Source organism: Bradyrhizobium sp. USDA 4516, assembly GCF_054055915.1.
In genome coordinates this window covers 2,709,805-2,730,536 of sequence record NZ_JBSRXT010000001.1, presented here as the reverse complement: position 1 = coordinate 2,730,536, position 20,732 = coordinate 2,709,805, and the positions used below count along the sequence as shown (strand labels likewise).

The 20,732-nt window shown below is 65.1% G+C and carries 19 protein-coding genes; 9 read left to right on the top strand and 10 right to left on the bottom strand.

Translation table 11 applies throughout. The annotated features are described in order from the left end of the window. Positions 1-8 precede the first annotated feature (8 nt). Complete coding sequence (gene mtaB, locus ACVI1L_RS12490; protein ID WP_253638304.1) at positions 9-1,283, top strand: tRNA (N(6)-L-threonylcarbamoyladenosine(37)-C(2))-methylthiotransferase MtaB; 1,275 nt, start codon at positions 9-11, stop codon at positions 1,281-1,283. Positions 1,284-1,542: 259 nt separating this feature from the next. Here the strand turns inward: mtaB and ACVI1L_RS12485 are convergent, their stop codons facing one another. Then, the gene (locus tag ACVI1L_RS12485) at positions 1,543-2,682 is read right to left on the bottom strand and encodes a DUF2336 domain-containing protein (RefSeq protein ID WP_253638305.1); all 1,140 of its coding nucleotides are present in this window, start codon (positions 2,680-2,682) and stop codon (positions 1,543-1,545) included. A 204-nt stretch (positions 2,683-2,886) separates the two neighbouring features. Continuing rightward, a complete protein-coding gene (locus tag ACVI1L_RS12480; protein WP_057020938.1) occupies positions 2,887-3,588 on the bottom strand; it encodes an RluA family pseudouridine synthase in 702 nt (233 codons plus the stop codon). 49 nt (positions 3,589-3,637) lie between these two features. On the opposite strand from ACVI1L_RS12480, the gene ftsY reads away from it, so the two are divergent. Further along, complete coding sequence (ftsY, locus tag ACVI1L_RS12475; RefSeq protein WP_038384709.1) at positions 3,638-4,585, top strand: signal recognition particle-docking protein FtsY; 948 nt, start codon at positions 3,638-3,640, stop codon at positions 4,583-4,585. A gap of 82 nt (positions 4,586-4,667) precedes the next feature. Then, positions 4,668-5,270 (top strand): septation protein A, encoded by a 603-nt coding sequence (locus tag ACVI1L_RS12470; protein ID WP_057020937.1) that lies wholly within the window; start codon positions 4,668-4,670, stop codon positions 5,268-5,270. A gap of 181 nt (positions 5,271-5,451) precedes the next feature. Here the strand turns inward: ACVI1L_RS12470 and ACVI1L_RS12465 are convergent, their stop codons facing one another. From ACVI1L_RS12465 to ccmA, 5 genes are all read right to left on the bottom strand, one after another. Further along, positions 5,452-6,045 carry a DsbE family thiol:disulfide interchange protein gene (locus ACVI1L_RS12465; protein WP_057020936.1) on the bottom strand — a complete coding sequence of 198 codons (594 nt, stop codon included), beginning with the start codon at positions 6,043-6,045 and terminating at the stop codon, positions 5,452-5,454. Next, entirely contained in the window at positions 6,042-6,221 is a 180-nt protein-coding gene (ccmD, locus tag ACVI1L_RS12460) for a heme exporter protein CcmD (protein WP_057020935.1), read from the bottom strand. The genes ACVI1L_RS12465 and ccmD overlap by 4 nt, the downstream gene beginning before the upstream one ends. Before the next feature lie 4 nt (positions 6,222-6,225). Beyond that, complete coding sequence (locus tag ACVI1L_RS12455; protein WP_057020934.1) at positions 6,226-7,005, bottom strand: heme ABC transporter permease; 780 nt, start codon at positions 7,003-7,005, stop codon at positions 6,226-6,228. A gap of 75 nt (positions 7,006-7,080) precedes the next feature. Further along, entirely contained in the window at positions 7,081-7,749 is a 669-nt protein-coding gene (gene ccmB / locus ACVI1L_RS12450) for a heme exporter protein CcmB (RefSeq protein WP_057020933.1), read from the bottom strand. Further along, the gene (ccmA, locus tag ACVI1L_RS12445; RefSeq protein ID WP_456783010.1) at positions 7,746-8,348 is read right to left on the bottom strand and encodes a heme ABC exporter ATP-binding protein CcmA; all 603 of its coding nucleotides are present in this window, start codon (positions 8,346-8,348) and stop codon (positions 7,746-7,748) included. Before ccmA ends, ccmB begins: the two co-directional genes overlap by 4 nt. A gap of 240 nt (positions 8,349-8,588) precedes the next feature. On the opposite strand from ccmA, the gene acnA reads away from it, so the two are divergent. From acnA to ACVI1L_RS12430, 3 genes are all read left to right on the top strand, one after another. Further along, positions 8,589-11,309, top strand: a complete 2,721-nt coding sequence (gene acnA, locus ACVI1L_RS12440) for an aconitate hydratase AcnA (RefSeq protein ID WP_229190000.1) — start codon at positions 8,589-8,591, stop codon at positions 11,307-11,309. Positions 11,310-11,535: 226 nt separating this feature from the next. Further along, positions 11,536-12,297 (top strand): DUF1223 domain-containing protein, encoded by a 762-nt coding sequence (locus tag ACVI1L_RS12435; protein WP_057020930.1) that lies wholly within the window; start codon positions 11,536-11,538, stop codon positions 12,295-12,297. Positions 12,298-12,824: 527 nt separating this feature from the next. Continuing rightward, entirely contained in the window at positions 12,825-13,196 is a 372-nt protein-coding gene (locus ACVI1L_RS12430) for a DUF2794 domain-containing protein (RefSeq protein WP_028340822.1), read from the top strand. A 221-nt stretch (positions 13,197-13,417) separates the two neighbouring features. Here the strand turns inward: ACVI1L_RS12430 and ACVI1L_RS12425 are convergent, their stop codons facing one another. From ACVI1L_RS12425 to ACVI1L_RS12415, 3 genes are all read right to left on the bottom strand, one after another. Beyond that, positions 13,418-14,209: a Bax inhibitor-1/YccA family protein gene (locus ACVI1L_RS12425; protein WP_456783007.1), complete on the bottom strand. Its 792-nt coding sequence runs from the start codon at positions 14,207-14,209 to the stop codon at positions 13,418-13,420. Between the two features lie 234 nt (positions 14,210-14,443). Further along, positions 14,444-17,014, bottom strand: coding sequence for an ABC transporter permease (locus tag ACVI1L_RS12420; RefSeq protein WP_456783006.1), 2,571 nt, complete (start codon positions 17,012-17,014; stop codon positions 14,444-14,446). Further along, positions 17,011-17,730 carry an ABC transporter ATP-binding protein gene (locus tag ACVI1L_RS12415; RefSeq protein ID WP_028336302.1) on the bottom strand — a complete coding sequence of 240 codons (720 nt, stop codon included), beginning with the start codon at positions 17,728-17,730 and terminating at the stop codon, positions 17,011-17,013. Before ACVI1L_RS12415 ends, ACVI1L_RS12420 begins: the two co-directional genes overlap by 4 nt. 55 nt (positions 17,731-17,785) lie before the next feature. On the opposite strand from ACVI1L_RS12415, the gene ACVI1L_RS12410 reads away from it, so the two are divergent. The 3 genes from ACVI1L_RS12410 to zapE all read left to right on the top strand — a co-directional run bounded on the left by ACVI1L_RS12410 (position 17,786) and on the right by zapE (position 20,558). Beyond that, positions 17,786-18,445, top strand: a complete 660-nt coding sequence (locus tag ACVI1L_RS12410; protein WP_076834707.1) for an arylesterase — start codon at positions 17,786-17,788, stop codon at positions 18,443-18,445. 166 nt (positions 18,446-18,611) lie between these two features. Further along, positions 18,612-19,148 carry an RNA 2',3'-cyclic phosphodiesterase gene (gene thpR, locus ACVI1L_RS12405; protein ID WP_057020928.1) on the top strand — a complete coding sequence of 179 codons (537 nt, stop codon included), beginning with the start codon at positions 18,612-18,614 and terminating at the stop codon, positions 19,146-19,148. Between the two features lie 222 nt (positions 19,149-19,370). Continuing rightward, positions 19,371-20,558: a cell division protein ZapE gene (gene zapE, locus ACVI1L_RS12400; RefSeq protein WP_057020927.1), complete on the top strand. Its 1,188-nt coding sequence runs from the start codon at positions 19,371-19,373 to the stop codon at positions 20,556-20,558. Positions 20,559-20,732 lie beyond the last annotated feature (174 nt).

The following is a 20,732-nucleotide window of genomic DNA, read 5'->3' as shown; positions in this document are numbered from 1 at the left end:
GATCGGTTATGGGCGTCGATGTCGTCACCTTTGGCTGCCGCCTCAATTCATTTGAATCCGAGGTGATCAGGCGCGAGGCGGAGCAGGCCGGGCTTACCGATGCCATCGTCATCAACAGTTGCGCCGTCACCAACGAGGCGGTGGCGCAGGCGCGGCAGTCGATCCGCAAGTTGAAACGCCAACGCCCGCATGCGCGCATCGTCGTCACCGGTTGTGCGGCGCAGACGCAAAGCCAGATGTTCGCCGAGATGGCCGAGGTCGATCGCGTCGTCGGCAATGACGAGAAGATGCGCGGCGAGGCGTGGCGCGTGACACGTTCAGCATTCGAGGCGCCGTTCGGCATCGATGCGAGCGAGAAGGTCGCGGTCGCCGACATCATGGCGGTGACCGAGATGGCGCCGCATCTGCTCGACGGCTTCGAGCGCGGCCTGCCTCGCGTATTCGTGCAGGTGCAGAACGGCTGCGATCATCGCTGCACCTTCTGCATCATCCCCTACGGCCGCGGCAATTCGCGCTCGGTGCCGATGGGCGCGGTGGTCGATCAGGTCCGCGCGCTGGTCGAGCGCGGCCATGCCGAGATCGTGCTGACCGGCGTCGATCTCACGAGCTATGGCGCCGACCTGCCGGGCGCGCCAAAACTCGGCCAGTTGACCCGGCAGATCCTGCGCCATGTGCCCGAGCTGAAGCGGCTGCGCATCTCGTCGATCGATTCGATCGAGGCGGATCGCGACCTGCTCGATGTCATCGCCGACGATGCGCGGCTGATGCCGCATCTGCATCTGTCGTTGCAGTCCGGCGACGACATGATCCTGAAGCGGATGAAGCGCCGGCATTCACGAAAGGACGCGATCGATTTCTGTGCGCAGGTCCGCCGGCTGCGGCCGGACATCGCTCTCGGCGCCGACATCATCGCGGGCTTCCCGACCGAGTCTGAAGCGATGTTCGCGCGTTCGCTCGATCTGGTCGCGGAATGCGATCTTACCTTCCTGCACGTGTTTCCCTATTCGAAGCGCCCCGGAACGCCCGCCGCACGGATGCCGCAGGTCGATGGCGGCGCGATCAAGGAGCGCGCCAGGCGGCTGCGCGCGGCAGGCGAAGCCGCGCTGCTGCGCCGGCTTGACGCGGAAGTCGGCGCGATGCGCGAGGTGCTGATCGAGAGCGAGCGGCAAGGCCGCACCGAGCACTTCCTGCCGGTCGCGATCGAGAGAGATGTGCCGGGCATGGTACGCGCGATGACTATCCGCGGCCATGACGGTGCGCGGCTCATTGCATCGGGCCGCTGAGAAAGTTCGCTCCCATTGTTCTCCCGGCGCAGGCCGGGGCCCATTACCCCAGATCTCAATTGCTGCGCGACGCTGGGGCCGCGATCTCGCACGGTCACAGAATGCGGTGGTTATAGGTCCAGGCTTTCGCCACGACAACGAATGTGGGGAGCCGCGCATGGCGCGTCCGGAGCAGCGGACACCTGCATTTCGCATGTGATGATACTGAACCAGCTATTTGACAGGTTGAATCTCTACATGCGCATCGTGCATGACGCACTCAGTGCGTGCGCCCGCCCAGCCTTGCCGGCTGCGACGCGCGAACCTGCCAGAACCGCAGCAGGCGATCGGCGTTTTCGCGGGTCAATTTCGTGAACTGGCTCTTCGCACGGGCGAGCTCGACCGGTCCCATGGAGCCGGTGGTATAGCGACATTCCATCACCGCGGCGGCGGTATCCCAACTCAGGCCTGCCGCCCGGCACGGCACCAGCAGGCCTTCGCTGCGCAGGCTTTGCATCAGGGAGCGGATCACCTCGATGTTCGACTGCGCAAGATACGCCAGCGCAACGATGGTCTCTTCATATTTTCGCTGCCTGGCGAAGCCGAGCAGTGAGGCTTCGTTGAGCTCGCCGTCGTCCTTCAGCTTCGCGACGTGGTGCTTGGCCGCGGTGAAGTCGCGGACTTGCGACATGTCGCGCTCGACGCCGGCGGCGACCGCTGCGATCGCATGCCGAATTTCTTCGAACAGATAGGGCGGGGCGCGTTCCAGCAGACGGCCGCGAACCTCTTCCGTCGCGCGGCGCAGGAGTTGAAGGCGGAGCTCCGACGGCAGGTCCGCGCGAATGCCGGTCTCGACCGCAAGCACCGGATCGTGCTCGGCCTGCGCGAGGATGACGGCAAATCCGCCCGGCGATACTTTGGCGCCGGGATTGGTGACCAGGCGGTGGCTCACGCTCGCAAAGCGACGCGCCAGAAGCGCGTCAGTGACGACCTCCTTCAGCCACCAGCGGCCGGAGACGGCGAGCAGATGCTGCTCGCTCTTGGTCCGTGCGATCTCGACCAAATCGTCCGCGCTGAGCCGCGACGATTCCTGCAGGATCGGCCGCGCGATCCTGATCTCGTCATTGCTGGCGAGACGGCGAATGATTGCGGGCGGTGCCTGGGCGACCGGTGCGAGCTGCTCGCTGATGTCGGTGAGCGCCATCCGGGCGCTGATGTCAGCGAGCGCGCGCAACTCGATGGTCTTCACCAGACGCTCGAGCACGTTGTCGAACAGCTCGATCTGTTCGCTGTTGAACTTGCCGGCGGATGCGAGGAAGAGGCTGGTGACGCGCCTTGCCGTGGCCAGGCATTTATCGGCGGAGCCGGCGCGTATCGCAGCCTCGACCTCGTCGACAATTGCTTGTCCATCATTCAGCATTGCTCGTCCTGAGCCGTCGCGGCGCGCTTTTCTAAGCTGCCTTCAGGACTAGCGGATGGGCCTGAATGTTCCGTAAAGGATAATTCTCCGTAAAATCACGGAGGCTAAAGCGCGATGAGGTTGGGCTGGATCGTCATCGCGCTTTAGCTCTTTGTTTGAGCATAATCTTTTCGGAAAAACGCTTCGCACTTTTCCGGATCATGCTTAGTCGCCGTTCCAGCCGCAGGCCCTGAGCCGCTCCCGCATGTGTTCGGGTGCCGGCGCGACCACATGCACCGGGTCCTTGTTCCTGGAGATCGGGATGCCGATCTCGCGGGAATGCAGATGCAGGGTCGGCTCACCGAAGCGCGGACCATTGCCATAGATATTGTCGCCGACGATCGGCCAGCCCATCGCCGCCGAATGCACCCGCAGCTGATGGGTGCGGCCGGTGACCGGCTCCATCGCGAGCCAGGTGAGGCCATCGCCACGCCCCAGCACCTTCCAGTTGGTGATCGCCTTCTGGCCATCCGGGTCCGGCTTCTGCCACCAGCCGCGCTCGGCGTTGAGCCGGCCGAGCGGCATGTCGATGGTGCCTTCATCCTCGGCAGGGCCGCCCTCGACCACGGTCCAATAGGTCTTCGAGATCTTGCTGTGCTTGAACAACAGCCCGAGCGAGGCGGTTGCCTTGCGGTGACGTCCCAGGACGAGGCAGCCCGAGGTGTCCTTGTCCAGCCGATGCGCCAGCACCGGCGGCCGCGGCAGGCCGAACCGCAGCGCTTCGAACGAGGCCTCCAGATTGGGGCCGCCCTTGGGACCGCGATGCACCGGCAGGCCGGCCGGCTTGTCGATCACCAGCATCAGGCCGTCGCGGTGGAGCACCCGGCCCAGGATTTCTTCCGCGGTTAGTTGGGGAACATCGATCAATTCGTCGAGACTTTCGTTTGTGGGCCGAAACGGCTAACACGTCCGCGCCATGAACGATACCACTGCGGGAACTCCAAAACAGAGCTGGTGGCAGCGGCTGAAGGGCGGCCTGAAGCGGACCTCGAGTTCGATCGGGACCGCGGTCGCCGACCTCGTCACCAAGCGCAAGCTCGATTCGGCCATGCTCGATGACATCGAGGATGTGCTGCTGCGCGCCGATCTCGGTACCGATGTCGCGGTCCGCATTGCGGAGGCTGTCGGCAAGGGGCGCTACGACAAGGCGATCTCGGCCGACGAGGTCAAGGACGTCGTCGCGACCGAGGTCGAGAAGGTGCTGTCGCCGGTGGCGAAGCCGCTCGAGATCGATACCGCGAAGCAGCCGTTCGTCATCTTGGTGGTCGGCGTCAACGGCTCCGGCAAGACCACGACGATCGGCAAGCTGGCCGCGAAATTCTCCGCCGAGGGCCGCAAGGTCATGCTGGCCGCCGGCGACACCTTCCGCGCCGCGGCGATCGAGCAGCTCAAGGTTTGGGGCGAGCGCACCAAGTCGCCGGTCATATCAGGCGCCCAGGGCTCGGATTCGGCGAGCCTTGCCTTCAGCGCGCTGACCGCGGCCAAGGAGCAGCAGCGCGACGTGCTGCTGATCGACACCGCCGGCCGCCTGCAGAACAAGTCCGAACTGATGAACGAGCTGGAAAAGGTCGTGCGCGTCATCAGGAAGGTCGATGCGTCGGCGCCGCACGCGGTGCTGCTCGTGCTCGACGCCACGGTGGGACAAAATGCGTTGTCGCAAGTCGAGGCGTTTCATCGTACGGCAGGCGTCACGGGGCTCGTGATGACCAAGCTTGACGGCACGGCGCGCGGCGGCATCCTTGTCGCGCTGTCGGAGAAGCACAAGCTGCCGGTGCATTTCATCGGCGTCGGCGAAGGCGTCGAGGACCTCGCGCCCTTCGCGGCGAAGGATTTTGCCAAGGCAATTGCTGGAATCGAGGCATGACCCCGACCCGAAGGGCCGCGTTAGCGCAAAGTGGACACCGGTTTTCGGATCGGGTCATGCCTCAAATCAAAGTAGAGAGTTGATGGACAAGACCCAGCCGCATCCGCTGTTCAAGCTGGCGACCGAACTCGGGCCACTGCTCGTGTTCTTTATCGCCAACGCCAAGTACCATCTGTTCGTCGCGACCGGCGCGTTCATGGTGGCGATCGTGGCCGCGATGATCGCATCCTATGTGGTGACCAGGCACGTGCCGATCATGGCGCTGGTGACCGGCGCGATCGTCTTGGTGTTCGGCACGCTGACGCTGGTGCTGCACGACGAGACCTTCATCAAGGTCAAGCCGACCATCATCTACGGGCTGTTCGCGGCCGTGCTCGGCGGCGGGCTGTTGTTCGGCCGGTCCTTCATCGCCATTATGTTCGACCAGGTGTTCAACCTGACGCCGCAGGGCTGGCGCATCCTCACCCTGCGCTGGGCGCTGTTCTTCGCCGGCATGGCGGTGCTCAACGAGCTTGTCTGGCGCACGCAGACCACGGATTTCTGGGTGAACTTCAAGGTGTTCGGCGTGACGCCGCTGACCATGATCTTCGCCATCGCCCAGATGCCGCTGACCAAGCGCTATCACCTTGAGCCGGTCTCGCTGGAGGCGAGCGAGGCCGACGCGGGCGACGTGCGGAAGGGGTGATCAGCACTCTGCTCCCTCGCCCCGCTCTCTTGTCCGCCGAAGCCCGCCTTCGGGCGAAGGCGGATGCGGGGAGAGGGTGGGGTGAGGGTCTCTCCACGGATAGGCTCGGAGTTTATTTACAAACACCGTCCAAAGCCCCTCGCCGTAAAGGACGGGGAGAGGTGAGCGCAAGTAACGGCTATCAACTGCCCGCCGCGAGCGCCTTCTCGATCTCGGCCTTGAGCACGCGGTTGACGTTGTCCGGAGTCACCGGGCCGACCAGCTTGTAGACGATGGTGCCCTCGCGCCCGACCAGGAAGGTCTCGGGCACGCCATAGACGCCCCATTCGATCGAGGCGCGGCCGTTGCCGTCGACGCCGACGATGCCGAACGGATTGCCGTAGCGGCCGAGGAAGCGCCGGGCATTCTCGGGCGAGTCCTTGTAGTTGATGCCGATGATCTGGAAGCGCTTGTCCTTGCCGAGCTCGGTCAGCAGCGGCGCCTCGTCGTGGCAGGGCACGCACCACGACGCCCAGACATTGACGACCGAGACCTTGCCCTTGAAGGCGGCGGGATCGAGACCGGGGACAGGCGCGCCGTCCCGCACCAGGCCGTCGAGCGCGGGCAGCGCGGTCTGCGGCGCCGGCCGGCCGATCAGCGCCGATGGGATTTTCGAGGGATCGCCGCCATAGAGCCGCAGCAGGAACAGCCCGGCGAGGCCGAGGAAGATCAGCAGCGGCAGCACCACCAGCAGGCGGCGGGCTTGCGGCGGGCTGTTGGTTGCCTGATCGCTCATCTTATATCCGCCGCGCTGCGGCCGGAGCGACGCGTCACGCCGCTGGCCTCGATCTCCCTGAGGCGCGCCTGTTGCCGGCGATAGTCGGCGATGATCCAGACGATCAGCAGCAGCACGACCGCCGCGACCAGCGCGTAGGACGTCACGATGAAGGAGGCGTAGGGACCAAGCGCCATCGTGTCACGCCGCTCCAATTTCGTTTGACGCGCTTTGATCGCGCGAACCGGTCGTGAACGAGACGCGGCTGGCCTGTATCATCTGCAGGCTGCGCACGCGCCGGCGCAGGATCTCGTTGCGCATCGCCGCCAGGTGCAAGGTGATGAACAGCAGCGAGAACGCGATCGCCATCACCAGCAGCGGCCACAGGAACGCCTTGTCGAGCGTCGACCCGCCGGCGCGAAACACCGAGGCCGGCTGATGCAGCGTGTTCCACCAGTCGACCGAGAACTTGATGATCGGGATGTTGATCGCGCCTACCAAGGTCAGCACCGCCGCCGCCCGTGCCGCACGTGACGGATCCTCCACCGCGCGCCACAGCGCCATCAGGCCGAGATACATCAGGAACAGGATCAAGACCGAGGTCAGGCGCGCATCCCACTCCCAATAGGTGCCCCACATCGGCCGGCCCCACAGCGAGCCGGTGACGAGCGCAAGGAAGGTGAAGGCGGCGCCGATCGGAGCGGCGGTCTTTCCGGCGACGTCGGCGAGCGGATGCCGCCAGACGAGCGTGCCGAGGGCGGCCACGCTCATGACGCCCCAGACGAACATCGACAGCCACGCATTCGGAACGTGGATGAACATGATCTTCACCGTGGCGCCCTGCTGGTAGTCGTCTGGCGCCATCGCCGACTGGTAGAGCCCGATCGCGAGCAGGATCGCGGTCACGCCCGCGAGCCACGGCAGGATGCGCGCGGTCAGCGCCAGAAACTTGGTCGGGTTGGCGAGGTCGGTCAGCGTCATGGCACCCTGATAATCGTCCGACGTGTCGCAGGCAATTGGCCGATTTCCTCCGGGCGAGATTTGATCGGGCTCATTTCAGTCCAGCCCGTGCCGCAGGCTCGCGGCGGCGGCAAAGGGGCCGATCACGAGGCTGGCAAGCGACAGCGCGCAGAGGATCGAGAACGGCGTTCCAAACGGCAAAGGGCCCGATATCGCCGCCTGCGAGGCCGCAACCCCGAAGATCAGCACCGGGATCGACAGCGGCAGCACCAGCACCGCGAGCAGCAGCCCGCCGCGATGCAGCGTCACCGCCAGGGCCGCGCCGATCATGCCGGTGAAGGTCAGCGCCGGTGTTCCCGCCAGCAGCGTCGCGGCGACCGCAAGCGTCGCGGTGCCGTCGAGATTGAGCAGCAGGCCGAGCACCGGGGTTGCGATGATCAGCGGCAGGCCGGCGGCGATCCAGTGCGCCAGTGCCTTGGCGGCGCAGGCGAGTTCCAGCGGCGTCCGGCTCATCACGATGAGGTCGAGCGAGCCGTCCTCGTGGTCGGCCGTGAACAGGCGGTCGAGCGTGAGCAGGCTCGCCAGCAACGCGCCGAGCCAGAGGATGGCGGGCCCGAGCCGCGACAGCAGCGCGAGATCCGGTCCGACCGCGAACGGCATCAGCACCGTGACGGTGAGGAAGAACAGCACGCCGATCAGCGCACCGCCGCCGACGCGCAGCGCGATGCGGATGTCGCGCCGGATCAAGGCGCCAAGCGCGCTCATGCCGCGCCTCCCATCCGCAGATCGCGCGCATCGATGCCGAGCGGCAGATGCGTCGCCGCGACGATCAGGCCGCCCCGTGCGAGATGGTCGCGCATCAGGTCGATGAACAGCGCCTGTCCGGCCGCGTCGAGCGCCGATGTCGGCTCGTCCAGCAGCCACACCGGTCGCCGCACCGAGAGCAGGCGCGCGATCGACAGGCGGCGGCGCTGCCCGGCGGAGAGGTAGGCCGCCGGCAGATGCGCGGCGTGGTCGAGCGCCACGGCGGCAAGGCAGCGGCCGGCGTCCTCGGTCTCGCCGCCGAGGAATTCCCGCCAGAAGGACAGATTTTCCGCAACGCTCAGCGCCGGCTTCAGGGCGTCGCGGTGGCCGAGATAGTGGGCCTGCTCAGGCAGGCTGAGCTCGGCGTCGCCGCCGTCGAGCGCGACCACACCCTCGGCGGGAACCAATAGCCCGGCGAGGACGCGCAGCAGCGAGGTCTTGCCGGCGCCGTTAGGGCCGGTGATGGCGAGCGCCTCGCCTGACGTGGCCGACAGATCGAGGCCGGAAAACACCTCGCGTCCGCCGCGCACGCATTTCAGATTTCGTCCCGAGAGCCGCATGGTTCGTCTTGTCACAGCCCTCTGAAATCTTTCGCTACCGCGTGAGAATTTTTGGGTCGCGCAACGCTATCGCACGCTTGTCGGTGTGGCGGCGCTTCTAGAAAGGTTCTATAAGCCCGGAACTTGATGCAGCACACACAATCGGCGGCCGCAACCCACCCCAGGCCATCCCTTGGCCAGTGTCGATCGCCGGTGTTTAGTTACCCTTGCCGGGTATAACTGAGAATTGGGATTCCTCGCATGACCTCGCTCGACAGCTTCAAATGCCGCAAGACCCTGAAGGTCGGCGGCAAGTCCTACGTCTATTACAGCCTGCCCCAGGCAGAGAAGAACGGACTGAAGGGGATTTCGAAGCTGCCGTATTCGATGAAGGTTCTGCTGGAGAACCTGCTGCGCAACGAGGACGGCCGCACCGTCAAGAAGGAAGACATCGTTGCGGTGTCGAAGTGGCTGAAGAAGCGCCAGCTCGAGCACGAAATCGCGTTCCGCCCGGCGCGCGTCCTGATGCAGGATTTCACCGGCGTCCCGGCCGTGGTCGACCTCGCGGCGATGCGCAACGCGATGCAGAACCTCGGCGGCGATGCCGAGAAGATCAACCCGCTGGTGCCGGTCGATCTCGTCATCGACCACTCGGTGATCGTCAACTTCTTCGGTGACAACAAGGCGTTCGCGAAGAACGTCACCGAGGAATACAAGCAGAACCAGGAGCGATACGAGTTCCTCAAGTGGGGCCAGAAGGCGTTCTCGAACTTCTCGGTGGTGCCGCCCGGCACCGGCATCTGCCACCAAGTCAATCTCGAATATCTCGCGCAGACGGTGTGGACCAAGAAGGAGAAGATGACGGTCGGCCGGAAGACCGGCACCTTCGAGGTCGCCTATCCCGACTCGCTGGTCGGCACCGACTCGCACACCACGATGGTCAACGGCCTCGCCGTGCTCGGCTGGGGCGTCGGCGGCATCGAGGCGGAGGCCTGCATGCTCGGCCAGCCGCTGTCGATGCTGCTGCCCGAAGTGGTCGGCTTCAAGCTCAAGGGCCAGCTCAAGGAAGGCGTCACCGCGACCGACCTCGTGCTGACCGTCACCCAGATGCTGCGCAAGCTCGGCGTGGTCGGCAAGTTCGTTGAATTCTTCGGCCCGGGCCTCGACTATCTCTCGGTCGCGGACAAGGCGACCATCGGCAACATGGCGCCCGAATACGGCGCGACCTGCGGTTTCTTCCCGGTCGATGCCGCGACCATCGATTACCTGAAGACCTCGGGCCGCAAGGCCGATCGCGTCAAGCTGGTGCAGTCCTACGCCAAGGCGCAGGGCCTTTTCCGCACCGCCAAGTCGACTGACCCGGTGTTCACTACCACGCTGACGCTCGACCTCGGCGACGTCGTGCCGTCGATGGCCGGGCCGAAGCGCCCCGAAGGCCGCATCGCGCTGCCGGCGGTGTCGACCGGTTTCGCGACCGCGCTGGTCGGCGAATACAAGAAGCCCGAGGGCGAGCAGAAGCGTTATGCGGTCGAGGGCCGTGACTTCGATCTCGGCCATGGCGACGTCGTGATCGCGGCGATCACCTCCTGCACCAACACCTCCAATCCGAGCGTGCTGATCGGCGCCGGCCTGCTGGCGCGCAAGGCGGCCGCCAAGGGCCTCAAGGCCAAGCCGTGGGTGAAGACCTCGCTCGCGCCGGGCAGCCAGGTGGTGGCGGAGTATCTCGCCAATTCTGGCCTGCAGGCCGATCTCGACAAGGTCGGCTTCAACCTCGTCGGCTTCGGCTGCACGACCTGCATCGGCAATTCCGGCCCGCTGCCGGAAGACATCTCGAAGTCAATCAACGAAAACGGCATCGTCGCCGCCGCCGTGCTGTCGGGTAACCGCAACTTCGAAGGCCGCGTCTCGCCCGACGTGCAGGCGAACTACCTCGCCTCGCCGCCGCTCGTCGTCGCGCATGCGCTCGCCGGCACCGTGACCAAGGATCTCGCGGTTGAGCCGCTCGGCATCGGCAAGGACGGCAAGCCGGTGTTCCTCAAGGACATCTGGCCGACCGCCAAGGAGATCAACGCCTTCATGAAGAAGTACGTCACCGCGACGATCTTCAAGAAGAAGTACGCCGACGTGTTCAAGGGCGATACCAACTGGCGCAAGATCAAGACCACGGAAAGCGAGACCTATCGCTGGAACATGAGCTCGACCTATGTGCAGAACCCGCCCTATTTCGAGGGCATGAAGAAGCAGCCGGATCCGGTCACCGACGTGGTCGACGCGCGGATCCTCGCGATGTTCGGCGACAAGATCACCACCGACCACATCTCGCCGGCCGGTTCGATCAAGCTGACCTCACCCGCCGGCAAGTTCCTCAGCGAGCACCAGGTGCGTCCCGCCGACTTCAACCAGTACGGCACGAGGCGCGGCAACCATGAAGTGATGATGCGCGGCACCTTCGCCAACATCCGCATCAAGAACTTCATGCTGAAGGGTGCCGACGGCAATATTCCGGAAGGCGGTTTGACCAAGCACTGGCCCGACGGCGAGCAGATGTCGATCTACGACGCCGCGATGAAGTACCAGCAGGAGAGCGTGCCGCTGGTGGTGTTCGCCGGCGCCGAATACGGCAACGGCTCGTCGCGCGACTGGGCCGCAAAGGGCACGCGCCTGCTCGGCGTGCGCGCGGTGATCTGCCAGAGCTTCGAGCGCATCCATCGCTCCAACCTGGTCGGCATGGGTGTGCTTCCGCTCACCTTCCAGGACGGCACGTCGTGGTCCTCGCTCGGCCTCAAGGGCGACGAGAAGGTCACGATCCGCGGGCTGCAGGGCGACCTGAAGCCGCGCCAGACGCTAACGGCCGAGATCGTCTCCGCTGACGGCGGCAAAAAGGATGTCCCGCTGCTCTGCCGCATCGATACGCTGGACGAGCTCGACTACTATCGCAACGGCGGCATCCTGCATTATGTGCTGCGCAAACTCGCGGCCTAAGGCCCCTTTGTTTGAGCATGGTCTGTCCGGAAAACCGTTTCACACTTTTCCGGACCATGCTCCAACGCGGATTTGTGATCGGTGCCTCACTGCTTAGTGAGTAGCGGCTAAAAAGAAGGCGGCCTATGAAAAGGCCGCTTTCTCGCGTTTTGGGGCACGCAAGTTCAGGGACAGACTTCATGCTCCGTACAATTACGGATGGAAATCATCACGACTGGTTCGCAGTATGACAGCGATGATGGCCTATAACTGTATCTCGCGATGGTCCAGCGCCCTTGGTATCTGCGCAATCGTCGCGATCATCCGCCCCGCCCACGCCGATCCGCGTGCCGTCGTCGAACTCTTCACCTCGCAGGGATGCTCGTCCTGTCCGCCCGCGGACAAGATCATCGGTGACCTCGCGAAGGACCCCAACGTCATCGCGCTGAGCATGCCGATCGACTATTGGGACTATCTCGGCTGGAAGGACACGCTGGCCGATTCCCGTTTCAGCGCGCGCCAGAAGGCCTATTCGCATGTTCGCGGCGACCGCGACGTCTACACGCCGCAAGCCGTGATCAATGGCTCCGCGCATGTGATCGGCAGCGATCGCGCCAGTATCGAGGACGCCATCAAGGACACCGAAAGGAGCGGCAGCGTGATGTCGGTGCCCGTGACGATGACGCTGAGCGGCAAGCAGATCAACGTGTCGGTCGCCGCATCGAAGTCGCCGGCCGTGTCGCGCGGCGAGGTCTGGATCTGCTCGATCTCGAAGTCGGTGCCGATCTCGATCGCGCGCGGCGAGAACCGCGGCCGCGAGATCACCTACCACAACGTCGTGCGCAATCTCCTCAAGGTCGGTGACTGGAACGGTTCGTCCGGGAGCTGGACCGTGCCGCTGGAGAACATCACGCGTGACGGTGTCGATGCTGCGGCGGTGTACGTCCAGGACGGCAACCGCGACAAGCCGGGCCCGATGCTCGGCGCTGCCTTCACCTCACTTCACTAGCGCCTCGCTGCGGTAAGGCGCGATGCGCTGGCTTCCGCCGGTCGCACGCATGTTTTCGTGCAGCCGCATGGCGACAAACCTGCATTCAGTGATCTGCCGAAAGGAAGGCGCCGGTGCTTGGCGCGCGCGTCTTGCTTGCGCAGGTCCCAAAACAAAAAGGACCAACTTTCGTTGGCCCAGTGTTGGGATTTGACTCCCCTGCGAACAGGCCCGATCCCGACGGCCCCGGGGGGCTGGGGGCTGAGGAATCCGGAACCGAAAGGACCGGGCCAACGCAGGATTTCGTTTTCGCAGGGCAGCGGGGCGGGCGATGGGCGGAAGTGGGGCAGCAATATGATTCCGCTAACGTTCCCGTGACTCTGCGGTTTTTCGGACAATCCGCCGCGCGCGGCGGTGGTTAAGGCCCGGTTGCATTGCGATTGGCCCCTTGCGGGCCCGCGCGCTTAGCGCGATCATGTCACTCTCGTGACGATCCCGAAGAGGGGCCTTCGGAACCCGATCGCCACCGAGGTGACAGGAGGCGCTCGATGAGTTTGATCTCGGAGGACACTGATCCGAGCGGGAGTCGTGCCGCGGCGCGCACCGCCGCCGCGACCCCTCAGCCCAATCGCGTGACTTTCAATCGACTTGAACTCAACCGCATTCTCAATCTCTACGGCCGCATGGTCGCCGACGGCGAGTGGCGCGATTATGCGATCGACTTCCTGAAGGACCGTGCCGTGTTCTCGGTGTTCCGGCGCGCGTCGGAAGTGCCGATCTACCGGATCGAGAAGGACCCCCGGCTTGCGCGCAAGCAGGGCATGTACAGCGTGATTTCCGCGACCGGCCTGATCCTCCGTCGTGGCCATGAACTCGAACGCGTGCTGTTCGTGATCGATCGCAAGCTGTCGCTGGTGTAAGCGCGTCAGGTCAGTCCGCTTGTAGCCCGGATGGAGCCAACGGGCCGCGCGAACGCGCTCGATGGCAGGCTCCGCTCAATCCGGGGCCGTTGAAGCCGCGGATGAGCCTGTCCCGGATTTCGCTTGCGCTTCATCCGGGCTACATCACATCTCGCCTCGCCCAAAAGAAAAGCCCCGGCGGAATGGCCGGGGCTTGGATTTGATCGGCTCGCTCGAGGCGCTTAGTCGCGCTGGCCGAGCAGCTGCAGGAGCAGCGTGAACAGGTTGATGAAGTTCAGGTAGAGCGACAGCGCACCAGTGATTGCCGCACGCTCTGCCATCACGCCACCCTGCGCGGCATAGCCGTAGATGTAGTCGTTCTTCAGCCGCTGGGTGTCCCAGGCGGTGAGGCCCGCGAACACCAGCACGCCGACCACCGACACGATGAACTGCAGCGCCGAGCTCGCCAGGAACAGGTTGACCAGGCTCGCGATGATGATGCCGATCAGACCCATGAACAGGAACGAGCCCATGCCGCTCATGTCACGCTTGGTGGTGTAGCCGTAGAGGCTCAGCGCACCGAACGTTGCCGCGGTGATGAAGAACACGCGCACGATCGAGGTGTGCGTGTACACCAGGAAGATCGACGACAGCGACAGACCCATCAGCGCCGAGAACACCCAGAACAGGAGTTGGGCGGTCGCGGGCTGCAGGCGGTTGATGCCGGCCGAGATGACGAACACCATCGCCAGAGGGGCGAGGATGAACAGCCACTTCAGCGGGCTCACGAACATCGCGTAGCCGAACTGCGTCAGATAGGCGTTGCCGAACTTGGCGACGGCGGCCGACTGGTCGGTCGTCACCGCACCCATGTAGACGCCGAGCGCGGCGAGGCCGGTGATGGCCAGGCCGATACTCATGTAGTTGTAGATGCGCAGCATGTAGGCGCGCAGACCGGCGTCGACGGCCGCAGCGTCAATGCGCCCGGCGGCCCGGCCGAAAGGAGAAGCGTAGTTGCGGTCTAGGTCCGACATGGTCGAATTCCCGTGGTTGGTCCCGGTGGAGCGCAAGGGATTTGCGGCGCCGGTCGTAAATCTATCTCAGATGGCTCGGTTTGCGGAACATTAATTCCGTGTCATTCAAACCGACTATCCGACCCGATTGGTATGTGGGAAATTAACACATCCGACGCAAGCTTCCACGCGCGGCCGAATGTCGCTCTGCCCTAGCATCATAGGCAAAAACGGCGCTCGCGCCGCTACATTTTGTCACAAATTCCGCAACACTGAGGCCGGCTTCTGGTTTAGCGCGAGCAGCGTCCCGGCGAGCCCCAGTCCGACCGTGACGACCAGCGCGGCGACCACGACCAGCGCGGCGCTGCCGGCCTGCCAGATAAAACTCAGCGTCATCAGCCTAGTCACGATCAGCCAGGCAGCGATCGAGCCGGCGATCACCCCGAACACCGCGGTTGCAAAACCGATCATCAGATACTCCAGCGCGTAGGCGCCGAGCAGTCGCACCCGCGTGGCGCCGAGCGTCTTGAGAATCACGGCGTCATAGACGCGGTGGCGGTGTCCGGCGGCGAGCGCGCCGCCGAGCACCAGGATCGCGGAGATCAGCGTCACGGCGCTGGCGCCGCGGATCGCCAGCACCAGATTGCTGACCACGCTGCCGACCGTCTCCAGCGCCTCGCGGACCCGCACGCTGGTCACCATCGGGAACGCGTCGGCGACCTGCTTGATGATGCGCGCGTCGTCGGCGGAATCGGCGTGTGGTTCCGTCAGGGTCGCGACATGGCTGTGCGGCGCACCCCTGAAGGCATTCGGCGAGAACACCAGCACGAAATTGATGCCGAGGCCCTGCCAGTCGATGTTGCGCAGGTTGGCGATTTTCGCCGGCACGTCGCGTCCGAGCACGTTGACGACGATCTCGTCGCCGATCTTCAACGACAGGCCGTCGGCGATCTTCTTCTCCATCGAGACCAGCGGTGGCCCGCTGTAGTCCGGCCCCCACCATTCGCCCTCGACGATCTTCGAGCCCTTGGGAATTTCGCCGGTGTAGGTCAGGCCCCGGTCGCTCTGCAGCACCCACTCCGAATCGACCGACGGCTTGAGCTGGTCGGCCTTGACGCCGCGCGCGGCCACGATCCGTCCGCGCAGCATCGGTACATCCTCGACGGTCGAGCCGGCGGCGACCTTCGCCAGGAAGGCATTGAAGCGGTCGGCCTCGGTGGAGGGGATGTCGATGAAGAAGAACGACGGCGCCCGCTCCGGCAGGGCGGCCAGGAATTGCCGGCGCAGATTGCCGTCGATCTGGGTGATGGTAACGAGCACCGCCAGCCCGAGCCCCAGCGACAGCACCACCGACGGCGTCAGCGCGCCCGGCCGGTGGATGTTGGCGATCGCGAGCCGCAGCATGGTCATGCGGCTGCGCGGCAGCCGCCGCGCCACCGCCATCAGGAGCTCGGCGATTCCGCGCAGCAGCAGGAACACCGCGATCGACGAGGCGACGAACACGGCAGCGACCCGCTTGTCATAGGCAAGCCCGATCGCGACTCCGATCAGGAGCGCGATCACCACGGCCATCAGCGCCAGATAGCTCCAGCGCGGGCGATGCCACTCGCTGGCGACGGTCTCGCGGAACAGCGCCGCGACCGGCACGTCATGGACACGGCCGAGTGGCCACAGCCCGAACGCCAGCGCGGTGAGCTGGCCGTAGAGGAAGGACAGCGCGAGCTCGTCGGGATGCAGCGCGGGCACCACCGGCAGCGGCAGCAGCTTGCCGAACAGGCCGACGATGACGAAGGGGAGCGCGGCGCCGAGCACGAGCCCGATCACCGAGCCGATCCCGGCCAGCACCACCACCTGCGTGCAGTAGATCGTGAAGACGTCGCGGCCGGTGGCGCCGAGCGCCTTGAACGAAGCGATGACGTCGCGGCGCCGGTCGATATGGCTCTTCACCGCGTTGGCGACGCCGACACCGCCGACCAGTAGCGCCGCGAGGCCGACCAGGGTCAGGAACTGGGTGAAGCGGTTGATGGTGCGCTCGAGCTGCGGCGAGGCATTGCTGCGGCTGCGGACCTCCCAGCCGGCCTCCGGCGCCGCGGTCCGCGCGCCGTCGATCAGCGCGGTGGTGGCGCGATCGTCGTTGGCGCCGTCAGGCAGCTTCACGCGGTAGATCCAGCGCACCAGGCTGCCCGGTTGCAGCAGGTCGGTGGCGTGCAGGCTGGCTTCGCTGACCAGGAAGCGCGGCCCGAGGCCGACGCCGCCGGCAAGCTTGTCGGGCTCGGCCACCACCACGCTGCGGATCTGGTAGGTCGCACTGCCGATGGTGACGCGGTCACCGAGCTTCAGGTCGAGCCGCGCCAGCAACGTCGAATCGGCGGCCGCGCCGTAGACGCCGTCGCGTTCGGCAAGCAGATCGGCGACCGGCATGTTCGGCTCGAGCGTCAGCTCGCCGAGCATCGGATATTTGCCGTCGACGGCCTTCAGCTCGACCAGCGCCAGCTTGCCGTCATTGCTGCGGGCCATCGCGCGCAGCGTGGCCGCGATCGAAACCTCGCCGCGCGTGCGCAGATAGGCGACCTCGTTGGGTTTGGCCTCGCGCGAGATCAGCGAGAATGCGACGTCGCCGCCGAGCAGCGTACGTCCCTCGCGGGACAGGCCGTCGCCAAGGCTCGCGGCGACCGAGCCGACGCCGGCAATCGCCATCACGCCGAGCGCGATGCAGGCGATGAACACGTAGAAGCCGCGCAGGCCGCCGCGCAATTCGCGCAGCGCATAACGGAAGGCAAGCGACGACGCGCGGCCCTGCACCGCGGCTTCGGACGCGATGCTCATGTCGTGGATTGTCCGTCGATGCGGCCGGAGCGCAGCCGCACGACGCGGTCGCAGCGCTGCGCGAGCGCGAGATCGTGCGTCACCAGCACCAGCGTCATGCCGCGCTCGGCGTGCTTGGTGAACAGCAGGTCGACGATCTGCTTGCCTGTCGTCTCGTCGAGATTCCCGGTCGGCTCGTCGGCAACGAGGATCGCGGGATCGGGCGCGAGCGCGCGCGCGATCGCGACGCGCTGCTGCTCGCCGCCGGAGAGTTGCGTCGGATAATGATGCAGCCGCTCGCCGAGCCCGACCGATTGCAGCTCCTGCGCGGCGCGCGCAGCGGCATCGGGATTGCCGGCGAGCTCGAGCGGCACCGCCACGTTCTCCAGCGCCGTCATGGTCGGGATCAGATGGAATGACTGGAAGACGATGCCGACCTGGCGGCCGCGGAAGCGCGCCAGCGCATCTTCGTCGAGGGCATTGAACGAGGTGCCGTTGACGACCACTTCTCCACTGTCAGGACGTTCGAGCCCCGCCATTACCATCAGCAAGGTCGACTTGCCCGAGCCCGACGGGCCGATCAGGCCGATGGCCTCACCCGCCGCCACACGAAGGCTGATATCTTTGAGGATATGGACCCGTGCCGCGCCGGTGCCGAGCGAGAGATTGACGTTCCTGACGGCAATGGTGTCCGGCTCGACGTCGGTCAGTGAAGAGGATTCGATGAGACTGTCCATGGTTCGGTCATATGGCACTTCCGCGTCTGCGGTCGAGGGCCGGTTGAGAATCTTCGTGCACATACTCGTGTTGCTTATGGGCTTGATGACGGCGGCCAGCGCGCAGACGCCAAGGCTGGAGAATGGCCCGGAGAAGGGCCCGGCGAAGCCGATCAAGATGGTGGTTCTGGGCGATTCCCTGAGCGCCGGGTACGGCCTCCCGGGCCCGGCGGCATTCCCGATCCGGCTGCAAAAGGCGTTGGAAGCCAAGGGGATAAAGGTCGAGATGAGCAATGCCGGGGTGTCCGGCGACACCGCCTCGGGCGGCCGCGAGCGGCTCGACTGGTCGGTGCCTGATGGAACCGATGCCGTGATTGTCGAGCTTGGCGCCAACGATGCCTTGCGCGGCATCGATCCCGCCGTCACGCGTGCCGCGCTCTCCGACATCATCACAAAGTTGCAGGCGCGCAAGATCGCCGTGCTCTTGTGCGGCATGCTCGCGCCACCGAACTATGGCAGTGAGTATGCAGCGAAGTTCAACGCGATCTATCCGGACCTCTCGAAGACCCTTGGCGTGCCGCTCTATCCGTTCTTCCTCGATGGGGTTGCCGCCGACGCGAAACTCAACCAGGCCGACGGCATGCATCCGACGGCAGCAGGTGTGGACATCGTTGTGAAAAATATCCTGCCCACAGTGGAGGCATTTCTCGGCGCAATATCAGGGCAACGCAGTTGAAGCGCAGGCAGTGAGCCGTGCCGTGTCCGTAGGTTTACGAGCTGTTAACGGGTCATGCTTCGCAGAGTCACATATCTCGGGTACAAATAGGCATCGGTGATTCGTCGCCGGGCCGTTACAGGGTGCGGGCTCCCAAAACCCGCGCCAAGCATCGAGGATTATTGCGATGCCGCGTCTGTTCACTGGACTGGAAATTCCGGCCGATATCGGCCAAACCCTCTCCAGCTTGCGTGGCGGCCTTCCCGGCGCACGCTGGATCGATCCCGAAAATTATCATGTCACTCTGCGCTTCATCGGCGATATCGATGGCATGTGGGCCAACGAGATCGCGACGATGTTGTTTCGGGTAAACCGCAAGCCGTTCGAGGTCAAATTGCAGGGCCTGTCGAGCTTCGGCGGACGCAAGCCGCGCGCGGTGGTTGCCGCCGTCGAGCCGAGCCGGCCGCTGATCGAACTGCAGGCCGAGCTCGAGCGGATGATGCAGCGGATGGGGCTCGATCCCGAGGGCAGGAAATTCACGCCACATGTCACGCTCGCTCGTCTGCATGACGCTTCGAGCCAGGACGTCGCGGATTATCTGTCCGTGCGCGGCTACTTCCCGAGCCGCAGCTTCCTGGCGGACCGCTTCGTGCTGTTCTCGTCGCGCGCGTCGACAGGCGGCGGCCCCTATGTGGTCGAGGATTCCTACGCGCTCTGCGCGTGAGCCTCTTCACCTCGCCCCGCTTGCGGGGAAAGGTCGGATCGCATCGAAGATGCGATCCGGGCGAGGGGGTACGGGTCCGTCGATAGAGCGCGTCGGGTGGTGAGAGCCCCTCACCGCAGCCCTCTCCCCGCAAGAGCGGGGCGAGGGAGAGGAAAGTGCATACCCCACTGGCACAATTCACGGCTTGCAATTTGCCGCACACTAGGGCCGTAAGGTGGGCTCATGCTGTCCACCTCGCCCAGTTCCTTTCTCGAGCTCTACAAATCCCTGGTCGCCTCCGGCGCGATCGAGGCCGATCCCGCCCAGGCCCGCGCCGCCGAGGCATTCGGCGCGCTGGATGAGCGGCTCGCGAGCTACAAGCCGCAGCGCAAGCAAGGCCTGTTCGGGCGGCTGTTCGGCGGCGACAAGGACGACAAGCCGCCGCGCGGGCTCTACGTCCACGGCGAGGTCGGTCGCGGCAAGACCATGCTGATGGATCTGTTCTTCCAGCAGAGCCCGGTCGAACACAAGCGCCGCGCGCACTTCCACGAATTCATGGCCGAGGCGCATGAGCGCATCTACGGCTACCGTCAGCAGATCGCGCGCGGCGAGATCGCGGACGGCGACGTGATCGCGCTCACAGCGCAGGCGATCTTCGACGAAGCCTGGCTGCTCTGCTTCGACGAATTTCACGTCACCGACATCGCCGATGCGATGATCCTCGGCCGGCTGTTCGCCAAGCTGTTCGATCTCGGCACCGTGGTGGTCGCGACCTCGAACGTTGCGCCTGACGATCTCTACAAGGGCGGGCTCAATCGCGCGCTGTTCCTGCCGTTCATCGCGCAGATCTCCGACCACATGGACGTGCTGCGGCTCGATGCGCGCACCGACTTCCGGCTGGAGAAACTCGTCGGCGTCAAGATGTGGCTGGTGCCCGCGGATGACGCGGCCGATGCCGCGCTAAACGCGGCCTGGCGGAAGATGACCGGCAATGCCCCGTGCAAGGCACGCCTCATTCCGATCAAGGGACGCATCCTGAACGTGCCCTGCTCGGCGCACGGCGTCGCGCGCTTCAGCTTCATGGACATCTGCGAGAAGCCGCTTGCCGCGTCCGATTATCTCAGGCTCGCGCACGACTACCACACGATCCTGATCGACCACATTCCGGTGATGGATTACGCCGAGCGCAATGCCGCCAAGCGCTTCATTTCGCTGATCGATACGCTCTATGACAATGCCGTGAAGCTGATGGCCTCGGCCGAGGCCGATCCGGTGTCGCTGTACCTTGCGACCGACGGCGTCGAGGCGATGGAGTTCAAGCGCACATCCTCGCGCCTGATCGAGATGAGCTCGGAATCCTACCTGGCGCTGCCGCACGGCCGGAAGGACTCCTCCGCGAGCGGCGCGTCGACCGGCCTGGTCGAGACCTGAAATTCAGCCTCGAAATTCCGTCTCGAGATTCCGTCTTGCGCGCGGTCCGGTTCGGAGCAACTTTTCGTGTCTCCGCGGCGGATGTTGCTGGCATGCCTGATCGAATTCCAGGCAGGGCCCGCAATCGGGCAGGCCGCGACTTGAATGGATCATTCGAAAGGGATAACCACCCTT